Source organism: Kitasatospora sp. NPDC097643 (genome assembly GCF_040302625.1).
Lineage (GTDB): Bacteria > Actinomycetota > Actinomycetes > Streptomycetales > Streptomycetaceae > Kitasatospora.
Map to the genome: position 1 here is coordinate 59488 of NZ_JBEOSA010000043.1, position 16041 is coordinate 75528.

Annotated in this window: 12 protein-coding genes and 1 pseudogene; 10 read left to right on the forward strand and 3 right to left on the reverse strand. The window is 72.3% G+C overall.

Annotated elements, in window-relative coordinates; all coding sequences use genetic code 11:
* Window positions 1–67: 67 nt before the first annotated feature.
* The 6 genes from ABTY15_RS25210 to ABTY15_RS25235 all read left to right on the forward strand — a co-directional run bounded on the left by ABTY15_RS25210 (window position 68) and on the right by ABTY15_RS25235 (window position 8840).
* A complete protein-coding gene (locus tag ABTY15_RS25210) occupies window positions 68–1213 on the forward strand; it encodes a hypothetical protein (protein WP_350599596.1) in 1146 nt (381 codons plus the stop codon).
* Window positions 1214–1449: 236 nt separating this feature from the next.
* Window positions 1450–3483, forward strand: coding sequence for an NHL repeat-containing protein (locus ABTY15_RS25215; RefSeq protein WP_350599599.1), 2034 nt, complete (start codon window positions 1450–1452; stop codon window positions 3481–3483).
* 235 nt (window positions 3484–3718) lie between these two features.
* Window positions 3719–5992, forward strand: a complete 2274-nt coding sequence (locus ABTY15_RS25220; protein WP_350599601.1) for an MMPL family transporter — start codon at window positions 3719–3721, stop codon at window positions 5990–5992.
* Window positions 5993–6139: 147 nt separating this feature from the next.
* Window positions 6140–6733, forward strand: coding sequence for a hypothetical protein (locus ABTY15_RS25225; RefSeq protein WP_350599604.1), 594 nt, complete (start codon window positions 6140–6142; stop codon window positions 6731–6733).
* Between the two features lie 192 nt (window positions 6734–6925).
* Complete coding sequence (locus tag ABTY15_RS25230) at window positions 6926–7687, forward strand: hypothetical protein (protein ID WP_350599607.1); 762 nt, start codon at window positions 6926–6928, stop codon at window positions 7685–7687.
* A gap of 187 nt (window positions 7688–7874) precedes the next feature.
* Window positions 7875–8840 (forward strand): phosphatidylinositol-specific phospholipase C, encoded by a 966-nt coding sequence (locus ABTY15_RS25235; protein ID WP_350599611.1) that lies wholly within the window; start codon window positions 7875–7877, stop codon window positions 8838–8840.
* A 145-nt stretch (window positions 8841–8985) separates the two neighbouring features.
* Here ABTY15_RS25235 and ABTY15_RS25240 read toward each other — a convergent pair whose 3' ends face one another.
* Both ABTY15_RS25240 and ABTY15_RS25245 read right to left on the reverse strand, forming a co-directional pair.
* Window positions 8986–9702 carry a hypothetical protein gene (locus ABTY15_RS25240; protein WP_350599614.1) on the reverse strand — a complete coding sequence of 239 codons (717 nt, stop codon included), beginning with the start codon at window positions 9700–9702 and terminating at the stop codon, window positions 8986–8988.
* Window positions 9703–9861: 159 nt separating this feature from the next.
* The gene (locus tag ABTY15_RS25245) at window positions 9862–11352 is read right to left on the reverse strand and encodes an MFS transporter (RefSeq protein ID WP_350599616.1); all 1491 of its coding nucleotides are present in this window, start codon (window positions 11350–11352) and stop codon (window positions 9862–9864) included.
* A 129-nt stretch (window positions 11353–11481) separates the two neighbouring features.
* Between ABTY15_RS25245 and ABTY15_RS25250 the strand changes: the two genes are divergently transcribed.
* The gene (locus tag ABTY15_RS25250) at window positions 11482–12039 is read left to right on the forward strand and encodes an ArsR/SmtB family transcription factor (RefSeq protein ID WP_350599619.1); all 558 of its coding nucleotides are present in this window, start codon (window positions 11482–11484) and stop codon (window positions 12037–12039) included.
* Window positions 12036–13262 carry an MFS transporter gene (locus ABTY15_RS25255; RefSeq protein ID WP_350599621.1) on the forward strand — a complete coding sequence of 409 codons (1227 nt, stop codon included), beginning with the start codon at window positions 12036–12038 and terminating at the stop codon, window positions 13260–13262. Before ABTY15_RS25250 ends, ABTY15_RS25255 begins: the two co-directional genes overlap by 4 nt.
* A gap of 66 nt (window positions 13263–13328) precedes the next feature.
* Here ABTY15_RS25255 and ABTY15_RS25260 read toward each other — a convergent pair whose 3' ends face one another.
* Window positions 13329–14849, reverse strand: coding sequence for an MFS transporter (locus tag ABTY15_RS25260; protein ID WP_350599622.1), 1521 nt, complete (start codon window positions 14847–14849; stop codon window positions 13329–13331).
* Window positions 14850–15029: 180 nt separating this feature from the next.
* On the opposite strand from ABTY15_RS25260, the gene ABTY15_RS25265 reads away from it, so the two are divergent.
* Together ABTY15_RS25265 and ABTY15_RS39860 are read left to right on the forward strand one after the other, a co-directional pair.
* Window positions 15030–15671: a TetR/AcrR family transcriptional regulator gene (locus ABTY15_RS25265; RefSeq protein WP_350599624.1), complete on the forward strand. Its 642-nt coding sequence runs from the start codon at window positions 15030–15032 to the stop codon at window positions 15669–15671.
* 286 nt (window positions 15672–15957) lie between these two features.
* A pseudogene (locus ABTY15_RS39860) lies at window positions 15958–16041 on the forward strand (GntR family transcriptional regulator); the annotation flags it as partial.

The following is a 16041-nucleotide window of genomic DNA, read 5'->3' on the forward strand; positions in this document are numbered from 1 at the left end:
GGACCTGCTACGCGGGCGATCCAATTCCTCCCCGGCCTGAAGGCCGGGGTTTCCTTGGAGGTATCCGATGAGCGACATCGGTCCGCTCGGCCCGGGCGCGCAGCAGCCACCCGCGCCGGTCAACCCTCCACCGCCCCCCGGACCACCGCAGCCGGGAGGGCGGCAGCGGTCGCCCGGGCCGCCGTGGTGGCGGCGGAAGCCCGAAGGCGGCCGCTGGGAACTGCGCGAGGCGTTGCGCGCCCGGATCGCCGAGCTGCGGGCGCTGATCGAGGTCAATCGCCTCACGTCCAGTCCCGCGGCCGACCGCAAGGCGGAGATCCTGCTGAACGCGGCCTGTGCCGAGCTGGCGAAAGCCGAGACGGTGCTCGATCACGGCAGCTGCCCGCGCGTGCGCTGGCCCTCGCACCTGGCCGTCGCGCGCACGCACGTCGACATGGCGTACAGCCTGCTGTTGCGCATGCTGTCGGACCAGGACTTCCGGGCCGAGGTGCCCGGTCTGGCGGCGCTGATCGGCCACTACCTGCACCCGGACGACCCGCAGCGGGTGGACGCCCTGGAGATCGTCCACGCCGTCGACGCACTGCCGGACGGGACCCCGGTCAGCTCGCGCCAGCGTGAGGCCCTGATCGATGCGGCCTGGGCGGCCCGCCAGGTGCTTCAGAACGAGTCCGCCCGCGCCGCCAGTTTCGTGCACATCCTCTACGCCGTGACCATCGTGCTCGCCGTGCTCGCGGGCGCCGTCGCGGTGCTCGCCTACTTCTCGCCCGACCTGGTGCCGATCTGCTTCAACCCGAGCGGCGGCCAGGTGTGCGTCACCGGCTCCAGCCCCGAACGCTGGGACTACCTGGTGATCGAGCTCGTCGGTGTCGTCGCCGCCGCCGTGGCGGCCGCCGTCTCGCTGCGCCAGGTCAAGGGCACGGCGACGGCGTACAACGTGCCGGTCGCCCTCGCGGCGCTCAAGCTGCCGACCGGGGCGCTGACCGCCCTGCTCGGCCTGCTGCTGATGCGTGGCCAGTTCGTGCCCGGGCTGACCAACCTGGACTCCTCGGCGCAGATCGTCGCCTACGGGATCGTCTTCGGGTACGCCCAGCAGATCGGCACCCGCCTGATCGACCGGCAGGGCCAGGAGGTACTGAAGGCCGTCGGCGCACCGGCCCCGGCCCCATCGGCCCCCGGAACGACCGCGCCCACCCAGCCGGCCCATCCCGCCTGAGGACAGGTCGGCGCTGCGAGGATGTCCGCCTCCGCCTTCACCCGGCGCAGCGCCGGTCGCCGCTCGCTGCTCGCCGCTGCCGCTCGCCCGTCCCGGGCAATTTCGGCCGCGTCCCGCGCCCGGTCGCGCGCGGGACGTCCCGGGGTGTGGCAGGTATACGGCGGCGGCCCCGGTCCGCGCCCGTGGTGGGGCGGCGGGCGTGCCGTCCGTCCGTCAGCGACCGAACGGAGCCATTCATGCGCCGACGCCACGGCGTCCTGCTGACCGCAGTCCTCCTCGCCCAGCTCGCCGCCGGGCCGTCCCAGGCGGCGCCGGTCGGCCCGGTCGGCCGGCAGCCCGACCACCAGTGCGGAGTGGTCCGCAGCGGCGACACGCCGCTCGGCGGCACCGAGGTGACGCTGTACCAGGCCGGTGACGAGGCGGGCGGGCGGCCCCGGGTGCTCGCCCGGGCCCGCAGCGGGGAGGACGGCCGGTTCACCCTCGACTACCACCGCCCCGCCGACCCGAGTGCCGTGCTGTACCTGCTCGCCGACGGCCGGCCCGGGCCGGGGCAGCCCACCGGCGGTCCGTCGCACGGCGGTCCGTCCCACGGCGGCCCGGGGCAGGACGGCCCGGTCACCCTCGCCGCGGTGCTCAGCGGCGCCGCCGCGCCGCCGGAGCTCGTGGTCAACGAGCGCACCACCGTGGCCGTGGCGTACGCCCTGGCCCGGTTCACCGACCCGGCCGGCATCGCCGGCACCTACCCCGGGCTGCAGAACGCCGCCGCGATCGCGCACAACCTGGCCGACACCGGCACCGGCGAGGTCGCCCGCGTGCTGGCGACCGCGCCGAACGGCGCCCTCACCTCGACCATGGCCGAGTTCAACACCCTGGCCGACCTGCTCGCCGCCTGCGTCACCGGCGGCTCCTGCGAGCGGCTGTTCGACCTCGCCCGCCGGCCGGGCGGCGAGCGGCCGCGGAACACCTTGCAGGCCGCGGTGGACATCGCCCACGACCCCGGCCACGACGTCGGCGCCCTCTTCGCGCTCGCCGCGACCACCCCGAGCTACCGGCCCGCGCTGCCCGCCGCGCCGGACGCCTGGACGGTGGCGCTGCGCTACGACGGCAACGGCCACGAGCTCGACGGCCCCGGCAACCTCGCCTTCGACGCCGACGGCAACGTCTGGGTCTCCAACAACTACCGGTTCGGCGCCGACCCGACCGAGCCGGTCTGCGGCGGACGCGCCGTGCTCAAGTTCACCCCGACCGGCCAGGACGCACCCGGCGCGCCCTACGGCGGCGGCGGCCTCTACGGCGCCGGGTTCGGCATCACCGTGGACCGGCACGGCGACGCCTGGGTCGGCAACTTCGGCTTCCAGGGCTCCGGTTGCCCGCTCGACGCCTCCCGGTTCTACCGCAGCGTCTCCCAGTTCGCCCCGGACGGCGCCGCGCTCTCCCCCCGGGACGGCTGGCGCCAGGGCGGCATCGTCCAGCCGCAGGGCATGGCCGCCGACCGCTCCGGCACCGTCTGGGTCGCCAACTGCGGCGGCCGCAGCGTGACCCGGATCCCCGACGGTGACGCGAGCCGCGCCCGGGAGATCGCCGCACCGGGGCTGCAGAAGCCCTTCGGCGCCGCCGTCGACCCGGCCGGGCGGCTCTGGGTCTCGGGCAACGGCAGCGACAACGTCCAGGTCCTGGCACCGGACGGGACCCCGGAGCGGCTGATCGCCGGCGGCGGCCTGCGCCACCCGCTCGGCATCGCCACCGACAGCCGGGGCAACGCCTGGGTGTCCAACAGCGGTGTGCTCCCGGTCCCCTGCGAGGACGCCGCCCCGTCCGACCTCGCGGACGTCCTCGCGAACGAGACCGGCGGGTACCCCGGCACCTCCGTCACCATGATCGGCTCCGACGGCACCCCGGCCGCCCGGCCCTTCGACAACGGCGGCCTGTTCCTGCCCTGGGGCGTCGCGGTCGACGGGGACGACACGGTGTGGGTGGCCAACTTCGGCGGCCACCGCGTCGCCCGGCTGTGCGGCGTCCGGCTCGCCGCCTGCCCGCCCGGCGTCGGCACCGGAGAGCCGATCTCCCCGCCCGACACCGGGTACACCAGCGACGGGCTGGAGCGGAACACGGGGATCCAGATCGACCCCTCGGGCAACGTCTGGCTGGTCAACAACTGGCGGACCGTCCCCGTCCAGACGAACCCGGGCGGCCATGAACTCGTCGTCCTGGTCGGCGCCGCGGCCCCGGTACCGACGCCGCACCTCGGCGGGCCCGAGCGGCAGGGCTGACTCGGGGCGCCGGAGCAGGACGGGCTGACGGGGCTGGGCAGCTGACGGGGCAGGCCGGGCTGACAGGCCTGGGCAGGGCTGACAGGCCTGACGGGGCTGGGCAGCGCAGGCCGGGCTGACAGGACTGACAGGGCTGACGGGGCGACTACCCTCCGGTACCGGTGCCCGGCGCGCCCGGACGGGGAGACTCCGCCGGATCGGCGACCCCGTAGCGCAGAGCCCCCAGGAGCCGTCCATGCCGCTGCCAGCCCGCCCCGCCCCCTCGACCGCGGCGCCCCCGGTCAGACGCGCGGCGCTGCGCCGACTGGGCGAGTGGTGCGCGCGCCACACACTGATCGTCATCGTGCTGTGGATCGTGGCCCTCGCGGGCATCCAGGCGGCCAACAAGACGGTCGGCGGCTCCTACTCGGACGACTTCTCGCTCCCCGGCACCCAGGCGCAGCAGGGCCGGGACGTCCTACAGGCCCACGAGCCGGCCGCGGCGGGCACCAGCTCCCAGGTGGTCCTGCACGACGCCGAGCCGCTCGTCGACTTCCAGCCGCAGGTCGCGCAGGCCGTCGCCGCCCTCCAGCAACTGCCGCACGTGCTGTCCGCGCAGAGCCCGCTGCCGCCGGCCGGGCAGCCCGCCCCACCGGGCGGTCCGTTGTCCACCGACGGGCTGACCGGCTACATCACCGTCCGCTTCGACACCAACCCCACCCTGCTCGGGACGGACTACCTGAACGGGGTGGACACGGCCGTGGCGCCGCTGCGGAACGCCGGAGTGCAGGTGGAGTACGGCGGCCCCCTGGGCGAGCTGGCCCGGCCCGCCCCGGACGACCGCTCCAGCGAGGCGATCGGCTTCGCGGTCGCGATCGTGGTGCTGCTGGTCGGCTTCGGCAGCGTCATCGCGGCCGGACTGCCGCTGCTGACCGCGCTGTTCGCGGCCGTGGTCGGCCTCGGGGTGCTCGGGCTGATCGCCGCGCTGGCCACCTTCGCCACGGTCGCGCCCACCCTGGCGACGATGATCGGCATCGGTGTGGGCATCGACTACGCGCTCTTCCTGCTGACCCGTCACCGACAGAACCTGATGGACGGTGTGGACCCGGTCGCCTCGGCCGGGCAGGCGGTGGCCACCAGCGGACGGGCCGTGCTGGTCTCCGGCTGCACCGTGATCATCGCGCTGTCCGGGCTGTCCGTCTCGGGCATCTCCTTCATCACCAAGCTCGGCGCGGCCGCCGCGGTCACGGTGGTGTCGGCGGTGCTCGGCGCGCTCACCCTGCTGCCTGCCCTGATGGGGCTGATCGGCCGCCGGATGGACCGGTTCACCGTGCGCCGTCCGATCGCCGAGACCGGGGCACCGGCGGGCGAGGGGCGCGAGGGGCGCGGGGCGGGCCCGAGCGGCGGGGAGGTGTCCGCCGGGAGCTGGCACCGCTACGCCCGCCGCGTCGAGGCGAACCCCTGGCGGTACCTGGTCACCGGGGCGGTGATCCTCGCCGTGCTGTCCATCCCGCTGCTCTCCATCCAACTCGGCTACATCGACGACGGCGCCGACTCCACCGACTTCACCGACCGGCGCGCCTACGACCTGATGTCCCAGGCCTTCGGCCCCGGCTCGAACGGGCCGCTCACCGTCGTCGTCGACCAGAGCGCCGTCCCCGCCGCGAACCGGCCCGCCGTGCAGACCGCCGTCCAACAGTCCCTCACCGGCCTGGCCGACGTGGCGAGCGCCACCCCGCTGCAGACCAGCCCGGACGGCGCGGTGCTGTTCGACACCGTCATCCCGGCCGGCGCGCCACAGGACCGCAGCACCACCGACCTGGTCAACCACCTGTCGGACACCGTGCTGCCCGACGCCGTGGCCGGTACCGGCGCCAAGACCTACGTCACCGGCAACACCGCGGCCCAGGTCGACTTCCTGGACATCGTGTCCAGCCGGCTGCTGCTGATCATCGCGGTCGTGGTGGGGCTCGCCTTCCTGGTCATCCTCGTCGTCTTCCGGGGCCTGCTCGTCGCCGTCAAGGCCGCGGTGCTCAACCTGCTCTCGATCGCCGCCTCGTACGGTGTCGTGGTGGCGGTGTTCCAGTGGGGCTGGGGAGGACCGGCCCTCGGGGTGTCCGGGAAGGTCCCGATCGAGAGCTATGTGCCGATGATGATGTTCGCGATCGTCTTCGGCCTCAGCATGGACTACGAGATCTTCCTGCTCTCCCGCGTCCACGAGGCCTGGCTGCGCACCGGCCGCAGCCACGACAGCGTCGCCCACGCCCTGGAGATCACCGCCCGGGTGATCTCCTGCGCCGCCCTGATCATGGTCAGCGTCTTCGCCGCCTTCATCGTCAGCGACAACATCGTGATCAAGATGATGGGGCTCGGACTGGCCGTCAGCGTCCTGATCGACGCGACGGTCGTCCGGCTTCTGCTCGTTCCGGCGGTGATGACCCTGCTCGGCGCGGCCGCCTGGTGGACCCCCCGGTTCCTCGACCGGATCCTCCCCCACATCGACACCGAGGGCGAGGGCGAGACCGTCTAGCGTCGTCGGCTCGGCGTCGGCCGCCGGGCCAGGTCACGCCAGGTCAGGCCAGGTGAGAGGTCCCCCCGGCGGTGCCGTAGCATCCGGACGGCAGAACGCACACATGTTCACGGGGGAGTACCGCACTTGTTCAGGAGATCGACGGCCGTGCCGTCCGGGACGGCCGCGCGGGCGGCCCGTGGGGCCCGTGCGGCCGTGCTGATGGTGTCGGGCGCCCTGGTGCTCGGCTCGTGCTCGCTCGTGGAGTCGCGGGGCGGAGGAACGGCAACGCCCAGCGAGCCCGTCCGGGTCGAGTCCCGGGCGGCGGCGCTGACCCGGGCGGAGCAGGTCCAGGACCACGTGCGCGAGTTGACGGGCCTTGAGCGGAATCTGTGGATCAAGCTCGTCGCCTACTACCGGTGCCCGGGGCGGGGGACGGACATCGCCGATGAGGGCGAGGCGTACCAGCTCAGCTCGGCGATCCAGTTGAAGGCCACGGACGACCAGCGTCCCGAGGTGTTCCGGGCACTGCGGGAGAAGCTCGCGGGCGAAGGCTTCAAGATCACCTCGAACGAGGCCGGCCCGGCCACCCGCTCCACCTCGCCCACCGCGGACTTCGAAGCCGTCCACGAGCCCGACCGCTACACCGTCTCGGTGATGGACGGGGACAGGCCCGGCAAGGGCGTGGGCGTCATGGTCACCCTGCCCTGCCAGACCCCGCCCACCGGCGCGGCCTCGCCCGCTCCGACGGCCACCAGCTGAGGTCGTGCGGGGTGGCAGTTCGGGTGCGGCATGATCGAATGCCTTCACGGCCGACACGGGGGCTCCACCCGGGAGCTCGCGTATCCAACCGTCGCCAGTGGAGGCAATGGCCCGAGGCGGGCCTCACGCTGCTGGGGTCAGCCAGGTAGTGTGCGTTCGCTGATGCAGTCTTCGAGCTGAAAAAAGAAGAACATGCACATCCTGGAGGACAGCTCGGAGCTGTCCCCGCGTGCCCGCCGCCTGCTCGACCGCACCGGACGTCGGCAGGAGCCGACGGAGCCCAGGCTCCCCACGGAGCTGCTGCGGGTCCGCGACCGCAAGGGTCGGTTGGTCCCCGCCCCGCTGGAACTGGTGATCCGGCGCGAGGGCTTCGCACAGAGGTACGGCGGACTGCGCTACACCGTGCGACGCAGTCTCGCGGACGCGAATGGCGGGCGCTCGGAGCACAGCCTTGAGTGGAGCCACCAGCTGGGGTCAGATGTGTGGCCCGATCCCGTGCGGGGCTGGTTCTTCGACTGGGACGGACCGCGCGCTGCCCACCCGATCCGCTACCTCGTCCACACCGACGGGCGGGTGGGAGCCGAGAACACCGCCGGCGACGGTGTCTTCCAGGAGATGGAGGCATCCATGATCCACCGAATCGAGTCCCACGCCGTCATGGACGAGGTCTCGGCCTGGGACCCGTGGCCGATTGACGGCGGCGGCCTCGCCATGGCCCGGCACCTGGACAACCTCAGCGAGGTCGACGAAGCGTCAGGCCCCGTGCTGAGCTGGCGGATGTCCGACGCCGTCGCCGTCATGGAGTTCGCCCACGTGAGCACGGAGTTCCCGCGCGAACGTCAGGCGTGGATCTGGTTCCGGGACGAGGAGGGCCACCGGCAGGTCAGCACAGCAGCCGTGCTTGCAGCCGAAGCGGATGACCAGTGCTGTGACCGCACAGGTTCGCCGGGTTAGCGGTGGCGGTGCCGAACCCGGTCGGATGTGGGTGGACATGTACGTGTAGGGCATTTCGGCCGCCTGCCATGACGCTCGTTCACTAACGAACGAGCCGGCGCAGCCCGACGGCGATGAACCGGACTCCGCGCGGTCTCCGTAGACAGCCGTGTAGGGAGCCGGACCGACCGAGACCGCGGAGCAGCCCATGACCGTCAACCCGAACCGCCGCGACATCCTGAGGTTGGGCGGCGCAGTCGGTGGCGGGGCACTGACCGCCGCCCTCGGCCTCACCATCGCGGCCACGCCGGCCGCGGCCGCCTCGTGGAACAGCGGCACCTGGATGGCCGGGCTGCCCGACAGCCTCTCACTGACCCAGCTGACCATCCCGGGCACCCACGACTCCTGCTGTGTCGACCCGACGAACGGCACCGAGTGGGCGCACACCCAGAACTGGGGCATTACGCAGCAGCTCCAGCGGGGCATCCGCTTCCTCGACATCCGCTTGCAGCGGTTCCCGCTGAACGACCGCGAGACCAAGAACTGGCTCGGCGTCTTCCACGACCGGTTCCCCCAGGGCAGCACGCTGCGTACCGTGCTGGACGAGTGCCGGGCCTTCTTCAAGCAGTCGCCGCGCGAGGCGCTGGTCATGCGGATCAAGAACGAGAACGCGGGCAGCAACCCGATCAACGGGGTGGAGTTCCTGCGCCGCATGCAGTACCACCTGGACGGCTTCGGCTACCGCAACCTGTTCTGGACCGCGCCCCGGTGGCCCAGGCTCGGGGAGGCCCGCGGCAAGATCGTGCTGCTCGCCGACTTCGACACCAGCTCCGACTCCTCGTGGGACGTGATGCACTGGGGCAACTCCGACCTGATGAACATCCAGGACCACTACCAGGACGTCGGCACCGACGGCAAGGCCCAGGCCGTCGTCAACCAGTTCGACCAGGCGTGGTGGAACCAGAACTCGCCGAAGATATACATCAACTTCACCAGCTACGCGGGCGGGAAGTGGCCCAAGCTGAACGCGGACTCGATCATGCCGCCGGTGCTCGACTACCTGTACGCCCGCAGGAACGAGGCCGTCCACTTCGGGATCGTCCCGATGGACTTCCCCGACTTCCACACCAACGTGTTGGACCTCCTGGTGGCCAAGAACTTCATCGGGCGCTGAATCCCGGTCGGCGTGGCCTTCGGTCGCGACACGGAGCGAACGGCGGCGGCCTCCGAGGGACCGCCGCCGCAGTCGGACTGCGGTCACAGCACTAGCCAGCCGCTCCGTGCTTCCTCAACGGCGGACGGCCGCCGGACTGCGCCTGCTAACGGGACGGGTACGTCTTGACGCTGACTGCCCGCCCGGCTCCGCGTTCGCGGATCAGCGCCGCGGCGGACGCAGGGACCTGGACCACCAGGTCGCCCTGGGGTGGCACCACGACGAGCCCCCCGATCGGGGTTCGGTGCACGACCTGCTGCGAGGCTCCCGGCGGCGGCGAGTCGTAGACCAGGTGCACCACGCGCAGCTTGACCGGCACCGGGTGCGGGTTGTGCATGACGACCGCGTCGAACGGGGTGAACCTGCTGACCGTCGCGCCGCCGCGGGTCGGCCGCGCATCGATGTAGTCGTTCGGGCTGGCAGTGGGCAGTGCCGCGAGCTTCTTGACGGTCACCAGGACATCAGCCACCTGTTCCGCGCCCGGGCCCGAGAAGTTCAGCACGTCGAAGCCATCACCCGGACACACCACCAGCTCGCCCCGGTCACTGCCGTACGCCGTCCCGACCCGAACCCCGGGCAGGACACTCCCGTCGCTGCTCACAGGAGTGAACGCGAGGACCGGCACCACGTCGACGGCGTTCGGGTTGATGATGTGCAGCGTCTGGTCGATGCGGTTGGAACCGCCGTGCGCCTGGTACCCGAATGCCAGTGGCGTCACCGCCGGCCGTGCCGGTCCCCTGGTCCGCGCGCGGTGCACGCGCATGGCAATGGCTGTGATGAAGATGATGCTGGTGACCAGGCTTATCAGCTGATGGGAAGACACGCGGGGAGTCTAGTAGTGGCGGTTTCATCAGCTGGTTTCTGTCGTCGAGCAGGCTGACGGCCAGGAAGAACGGCCACCGCCTGACGCCAGTGCGGCAGGCTGATCCGGATCTCCGCGGCCGGGCCGGGGCGGAAGCCCGTCAGTCCCACGGAGGCGGGGCTACTTCGCCGCAGCCCGGCGCTGGGCGGCGGCGAGCGCCAGGGCGGCCGTGCAGGCCAGCAGCGCCGCCGCGATCACCGCCGTCCAGCCGCGCCGGAAGCCGTCCAGCGCGGCCTGCGGCCCGTCCGGGGTGCCGATCAGGCTGACCGTCAGCGCTACGCCCACCACCGCGCCGATCTGCCGGACCATCGTGGTGATCGCCGAGCCGGTGGCGAAGCGCGTGGGCGGCAGCGCCGCCGCGGCGGACCCGATGAGGGTGGGCAGGGTCAGCCCGACGCCCAGGCCGGTGAGCAGCATTCCGGGCAGCAGTTCGGTGGTGTAGCCGGGCCGGACGCCGATGGCGGCGGTCCACCAGGCGATGCCTGCGGCGAACAGCAGGGTGCCGAGCGCGGCGAGCCGTCCGGGGCCGAGCCTGCGTACCAGTGCGGCGCTGCCCAGGGCGACCGGCGGGACCAGCAGCGGTCCGGGGGCGATGGCGAGTCCGGTGCGCAGCGCCGAGTACTCCCAGACCTGCTGGCACCACAGGACCGAGGTCAGCAGCATGCCGGAGAAGGCGAGGGTGAACAGCAGGGCTGCGGTGTTGGCGGCGGCGAAACTGGGCACCCGCAGCAGCGGCAGTTCGACGATGGGGGCGTGGTGGCGCGCCGAGCGGCGGAGGAACCAGCCGGTCAGCAGCGCGGCTGCGAGCAGGCTGCCCAGGACCTGGGGCGAGGTCCAGCCCCAGTCGTCGCCCTTGACCAGGGAGACGGTGAGGGTGGCGATGGCGGCGGTGAGCAGGACGGCGCCGAACAGGTCCGGCAGCGGTCCGTTCTCGGTGCCGTTCTCCTTGCTGTTCTGCTTGCCTTTCTCATTGCGGCGCAGCCCGGGCAGGACGCGGGCTCCCACGGCGATGGCGGCGATGCCGACCGGGACGTTGACGATGAACACCCAGCGCCAGTCGGCCTCGACCAGCAGTCCGCCGAGGACCGGTCCGAGGCCGGCGGCGATCCCGCCGATCGAGGCCCAGGCCCGGATGGCGCCGGGGCGCTCGGCCGGGGCGGTGGCGTCCAGCAGCAGTGCCAGTGAGGTCGGCATCAGCGCGGCCGCGCCCGCCGCCTGGACCACCCGGGCGGCGTCGAGCCAGCCGACGGCCGGGGCGAGTGCGCAGAGTGCGGAGGCGGCGGTGAAGACCGCCAGCCCGGCGAGGAACACCCTCCGGTGGCCGATGCGGTCCGCCAGCCGCCCGGCGGGAACCAGCAGCGCGGCGAAGACGATCGCGTAGCCGTTCAACACCCAGGACAGGGTGGCCAGGCTGCTGCCGTGGAAGTGCTGCTGCATCGCCGGGAGGGCGACGTTGACGATGAACAGGTCGAGGTTCGAGACGAAGACCGCGGCGGCGACCACCAGGAACGCGGCCCGGCGGTGGGGCCGGTTCTGGTCCCGGTCCTGGCCCTGGTCCTGGCCCTGATCGGTCGGCGCGCCCGCTGGGTTTGATATTCCAACTATCTCCATGGCCCGGAACGCTAGTGGCAGTGGGTTTGAATTCGCAACCCTCTGCGGGCTGTAGAGGCCGCTCGGGGGCCCGAGGCCTCGAACAAAAACCCCCTTGCCAAATGGTCAAGAAGTGTTGACCATTGGGGCATGCCTACCGACGATCTTCCCGAGACGTTCCACGTCACCACTGACGAGCAGCTACGCGCCGTCTCCAACCTCACGCGCCACCGGATCATGGCCGTGCTCCGCTTCGAGCCCGCGACGATCACGCAGATCGCCGAGCGAGTGGGCCTGGCGAAGGGGAGTTCCAGCTACCACGTGCGGCTGCTCGAACGGGCCGGCCTGGTGAGGGTGGTGCGAACGCGGAAGGTCCGGGGGGTCACCGAGCGGTACTACGCGATGGCCGCGCGGTCGATCGTGCTGCCGGCTCCGGGCGAGGGAGGCCCGGACGTGCTGATGCGGCATGCGGTGGCGGACCTGGAGGCGGCGCCGGCGGGCGGCGCGCGGCACGTGCGGATGGCGCATCTGCGGCTCACCGAGGAGCAGTTCGCGGAGCTGGGGGCGCGGCTCGAGGCGCTGGCGGACGAGTACCGGGAGCTGTCCGATCCGTCGCTGCCGGACGCGTCGCTGGTCTTCGCACTGTTCCACCCGGCATCGCCCGAGCAGGGTGAAGGCGACGAGCAGGCCGAGGGGGAGGCCAAGTGACCTCGGACGTTCGGAAGTTGCCGACCGGGTTCGGACGGCTGTGGACCGCGCAGACGGTGTCCTCGCTCGGTGACGGGGTGACCCATGCCGCGCTGCCGCTGCTCGCGTTGACGTTGACGCGGGATCCGCTGGCGCTCGCCGTGGTCACGGCCGCCGGGACGTTGCCGTGGCTGCTCTTCGGGGTGCTCGGCGGCGCGCTGGTGGACCGTTGGGACCGTCGGCGCACGATGTGGGTCACGGACGCGGCGCGTGCGGTGCTGCTCGCGATACCGGCGGCAGCGGCCGCGCTCGACGTGCTGAGCATTCCGCTGCTCGCGGCCGTCGCCTTCCTCCTCGGCCTCGGCGGACTCTTCTTCGACACGGCCGCCACGGCCTACCTGCCGGATCTGCTCGGCCGCGACCCCGCGCACCTGGAACGCGCCAACTCCCGCCTGCGCGGCACCCAGACCGCCGCGTCCGGCTTCGCCGGGCCGCCCGCGGGCAGTGCCCTGCTCGCGCTCGGGCGGGCGGTCCCGCTGCTCGCCGACGCGGTCTCGTTCGCGCTCTCCGCACTGCTCGTACGCTCGCTGCCCGCCGCACCCCGGCCCGTACCGCAGGCCCGTGAGTCGCTGCTGCGGCAGGCGCGGGCCGGCGCCTCGTACGTGTTCCGGGACCAGCTGCTGCTCGGGCTCGCGCTGCGCCCGGCGGTCGGGAACATCGCCTTCCTCGCCGTGGAGACCGTACTCGCCCTCTTCGCGCACGACCGTCTCGGCATCGGCACCTTCGGCTTCGGCCTGCTCCTCACGGCGGAGGCCACCGGCGGTCTGCTCGGCGCGGGCATCGCCTCCTTCCTCGGCCGACGACTCGGCACCGGCGCCGCGCTGACCTGCACGGCCGCGGTCGAGGGGCTCGCCGTCCTGGGCCTGGCCGCCGCCCCGAACCCGTACGTCGCCGGCCTCGCGCTCGCCGTCTGCGGAGCGGGCATGGGCGCCACGATGGTGCTCGCTCCCTCCCTCCGACAGGCGATCGTCCCCGCCCACCTGATGGGCCGGGTCGCCTCCACCTCCCGCATGCTCGGCATGTGCGCCGCCCCGTTCGGCGCCTTCCTCGGCGGCTGGCTGGCCACCACCTACGACGTACGCACCCCGCTCTACACCGCCGCCGGCCTCCTCCTCACCATGACCGCCGTCACCGCGACCATGACCAGCAACCGCCGGGTCGAGGCGGCCCTGTGTGCTGCCTGAGCGTCACCGCGGCTTCGGAAGCGGGTGGCAGGGTAACGGGTGGCAGTCCGTCCTGCCGGCGGTTCGTTACGAACGCTGCTGCGGCACGCAGCCGGACGGGCCCGGCCGTTCCCTGAGGAACATCGACAGCACAGCCGGAACGACCATGACGCAGGCGGCGATCGTGAACACCGTGTGGGTCGAGGAGACGAGCGCGTCCAGCGCCGCGTGCCGCTCCGCGGGGGACAGCGTGGGGGCGGACAGCGCCGCCGTGTTCAGATCCCCGTGCGCGTCGGCGGCGCCGGCCGAACTGCCCAGCCTGGCGGCGAGTTCGCGGTTGAGGACGGTTCCGAACATCGCGAGACCGGCCGAGGCGCCGAGCTGCTGGACGAACCGCAGCGAGGTGGTGGCGACGCCCAGGTCCTGGACCTCGACCGCACTCTGCGTGATCATCAGCCCCATCCCCAGGCACAGACCCAGGCCGGTGCCGAGCAGGAACAGCCCCACGCCCAGGAACCAGAGCGGGGTCTCGGCCCCCACCACGCCGAAGATCAGCATCGCGCCGGCCACCAGGAGGTGGCCGGCGAACAACTGGTACCGGTGCCGGCCCGCCATCCCGGCCATGGCCTTCCCGGACAGCAGGCCGACGACGGTCATGCCGACCGCCATCGGGAAGAACAGCAGGCCCGCACCGGTCGGGCTCATCCCGCGAGCCTCCTGGAGGTAGCCCGCAAGATACGCCACCGAGCCGGCGAGACCGACGCCGCCGAAGAAGCCGAGCGGCACCATCACGCGGAAGACGGGGTTGCGCAGCAGGGCGAGCGTCAAGATCGGCTCCCGGGCGCTCGCCTGGCGCCAGAGGAACGCGGCCAGCAGGACCACCGCCGCGGCACCCAGCCCCTCGATCACCGGCGATGTCCACGGGTAGTCCTTGCCACCCCACTGGGAGATCATCAGCAGGGCACTCGCGGCCGCCGCGATGAGGCCGGCCCCCAGGAAGTCGACGCGGCGTCGGACCGGGACCACCGGGAGCCGGACCAGCATCAGCGACGTGACGAACGCGGCGACGCCCAGTGGGATGTTGATGTAGAAGACCCACCGCCAGCTCAGGTGGTTGGCGACCAACCCTCCCGCCGCCGGGCCCAGCACGATGCCGAGCCCGACCATGACGCCGCCCATGCCGGTCTTGCCCGAGTCCTCAGCCTCGCCTTCCCCGCCGCCGGGCCGGGTCAGCAGTCCGAGGACCACCATCGTCACCGACATCAGGCCGCCTCCGCCGACGCCCTGCACCGCTCGGAAGGCGATCAGCTCGACCATGTTCTGCGCCAGGCCGCACAGCGCCGAGCCCGCCAGGAAGATCCCGAGGGACAGCAGGTAGATGCGCTTGGCGCCGTAGACGTCGGCCAGCTTCCCGTACAGCGGCAGCACGATGCAGTCGGCCAGCGTGTACGCGGTCAGCAGCCAGGGCAGATGGGCCACCCCGTGCACCGGGTCGAGGTCCCGGACCATCGTCCACGACACGGCGCTGACGATGTTCTGGTCGAGCAGCCCCAGCAGCAGCGTGGCGAAGCAGCCGGTCACCGCGATCACGACGTGGCTGCGGCTCATCGGCGGAGCCGCGGCCGCTTCGGAAGGTGCCCCCGCGGTGGTGATCCCACTCATTCCCTCTTCCCCCTTCGGAGCGCGTGTCCGCCTGGCGGCGACCACCCCTTAAAATTCTTATAGCCACTAAACTCATTGTGTCAATCAAACTTTGTAGCCACATCAGCCATGCGATACCATCCCGGCATGAGCAACGGGCCCGGCTTGCGCGAGCGGAAGAAGCAGCAGACACGGCGCGCCATCTCCGAGGCGGCGATCGCACTGTTCTTGGAGCGCGGCTTCGACAGCGTCTCCGTCGCCGAGGTCGCGGCAGCGGCCGACGTCTCGACGATGACGGTGTTCAACCACTTCCCGACCAAGGAAGACCTGGTCCTGCACCGGTTCGACGACCACTTCGACGACGTGGTGGCGATCGTCCTCGACCGGGAACCCGGAGAGTCCGCGCTCGGCGCCCTGCGCCGACACTTCCTGGCCGGACTGGACCGGCGCGACGTCGTCACCGGCCTCAACGACGACGAGCACGTGCTCGCCTTCCAACGCATGGTCCTCGCCGCGCCGAGCCTGCGCCTGCGCGTACTGGAGCAGGCGACCCGCACGGTGGATGCGCTGGCCGCCGCGCTCGCCGAACAGACCGGAACCGCACCGGGCGACATCACGGCGCGCGCGGCGGCAACCCAACTGTGCTGCGTCCAGAACGAGTTGGTCCGGGAGAACATCCGACGACTCACGGCCGGCGAGAAGGCCGACGCGGTCTACCCGGACGCCGTGGTCGCCGCACAGCAGGCCTTCACCCTGCTGGAACACGGGCTCGGCACCTACTGCGCCTGATCGGCGGCACCGTTCGTCCATCGACCGACGGCCCAGGGCGTCGAGGGCTGCGTCGGCGCCCGATGCGCGGCTCGGGCAACGGAGGGCTGGACGCGACGCCCCGTCGGCGCCGTGTGAGGTCACACCGCGGCCGCATCCCACCGGTGGCCGCGGCCAGGTCGGCCCCGCACCCCGCTCCGGGTCGCACCGCCGGGAGCAAGGTGCGCATCCGGCGGAACACACCGGAGGTCACTCCGCCGACCCCGATGTCTTGACACCGCTGTGCTCCGACCCCCAGGATCGGCCTGTGAACCTGTCAGACAGCCAGACAGGTGGTTCGATCCCGCGGCGCGTCAGCGCGATGGAAGCGGTGTTCGGCCACCTGCGCAGC

What these genes read in the sequence shown, in the direction of transcription:
- ABTY15_RS25210 (WP_350599596.1), top strand. Translation starts at nt 68, where the DNA reads ATGAGCGACATCGGTCCGCTCGGCCCGGGCGCGCAGCAGCCACCCGCG.
- ABTY15_RS25215 (WP_350599599.1), top strand. Translation starts at nt 1,450, where the DNA reads ATGCGCCGACGCCACGGCGTCCTGCTGACCGCAGTCCTCCTCGCCCAG.
- ABTY15_RS25220 (WP_350599601.1), top strand. Translation starts at nt 3,719, where the DNA reads ATGCCGCTGCCAGCCCGCCCCGCCCCCTCGACCGCGGCGCCCCCGGTC.
- ABTY15_RS25230 (WP_350599607.1), top strand. Translation starts at nt 6,926, where the DNA reads ATGCACATCCTGGAGGACAGCTCGGAGCTGTCCCCGCGTGCCCGCCGC.
- ABTY15_RS25235 (WP_350599611.1), top strand. Translation starts at nt 7,875, where the DNA reads ATGACCGTCAACCCGAACCGCCGCGACATCCTGAGGTTGGGCGGCGCA.
- ABTY15_RS25245 (WP_350599616.1), bottom strand. Translation starts at nt 11,352, where the DNA reads ATGGAGATAGTTGGAATATCAAACCCAGCGGGCGCGCCGACCGATCAG.
- ABTY15_RS25250 (WP_350599619.1), top strand. Translation starts at nt 11,482, where the DNA reads ATGCCTACCGACGATCTTCCCGAGACGTTCCACGTCACCACTGACGAG.
- ABTY15_RS25260 (WP_350599622.1), bottom strand. Translation starts at nt 14,849, where the DNA reads ATGAGCCGCAGCCACGTCGTGATCGCGGTGACCGGCTGCTTCGCCACG.
- ABTY15_RS25265 (WP_350599624.1), top strand. Translation starts at nt 15,030, where the DNA reads ATGAGCAACGGGCCCGGCTTGCGCGAGCGGAAGAAGCAGCAGACACGG.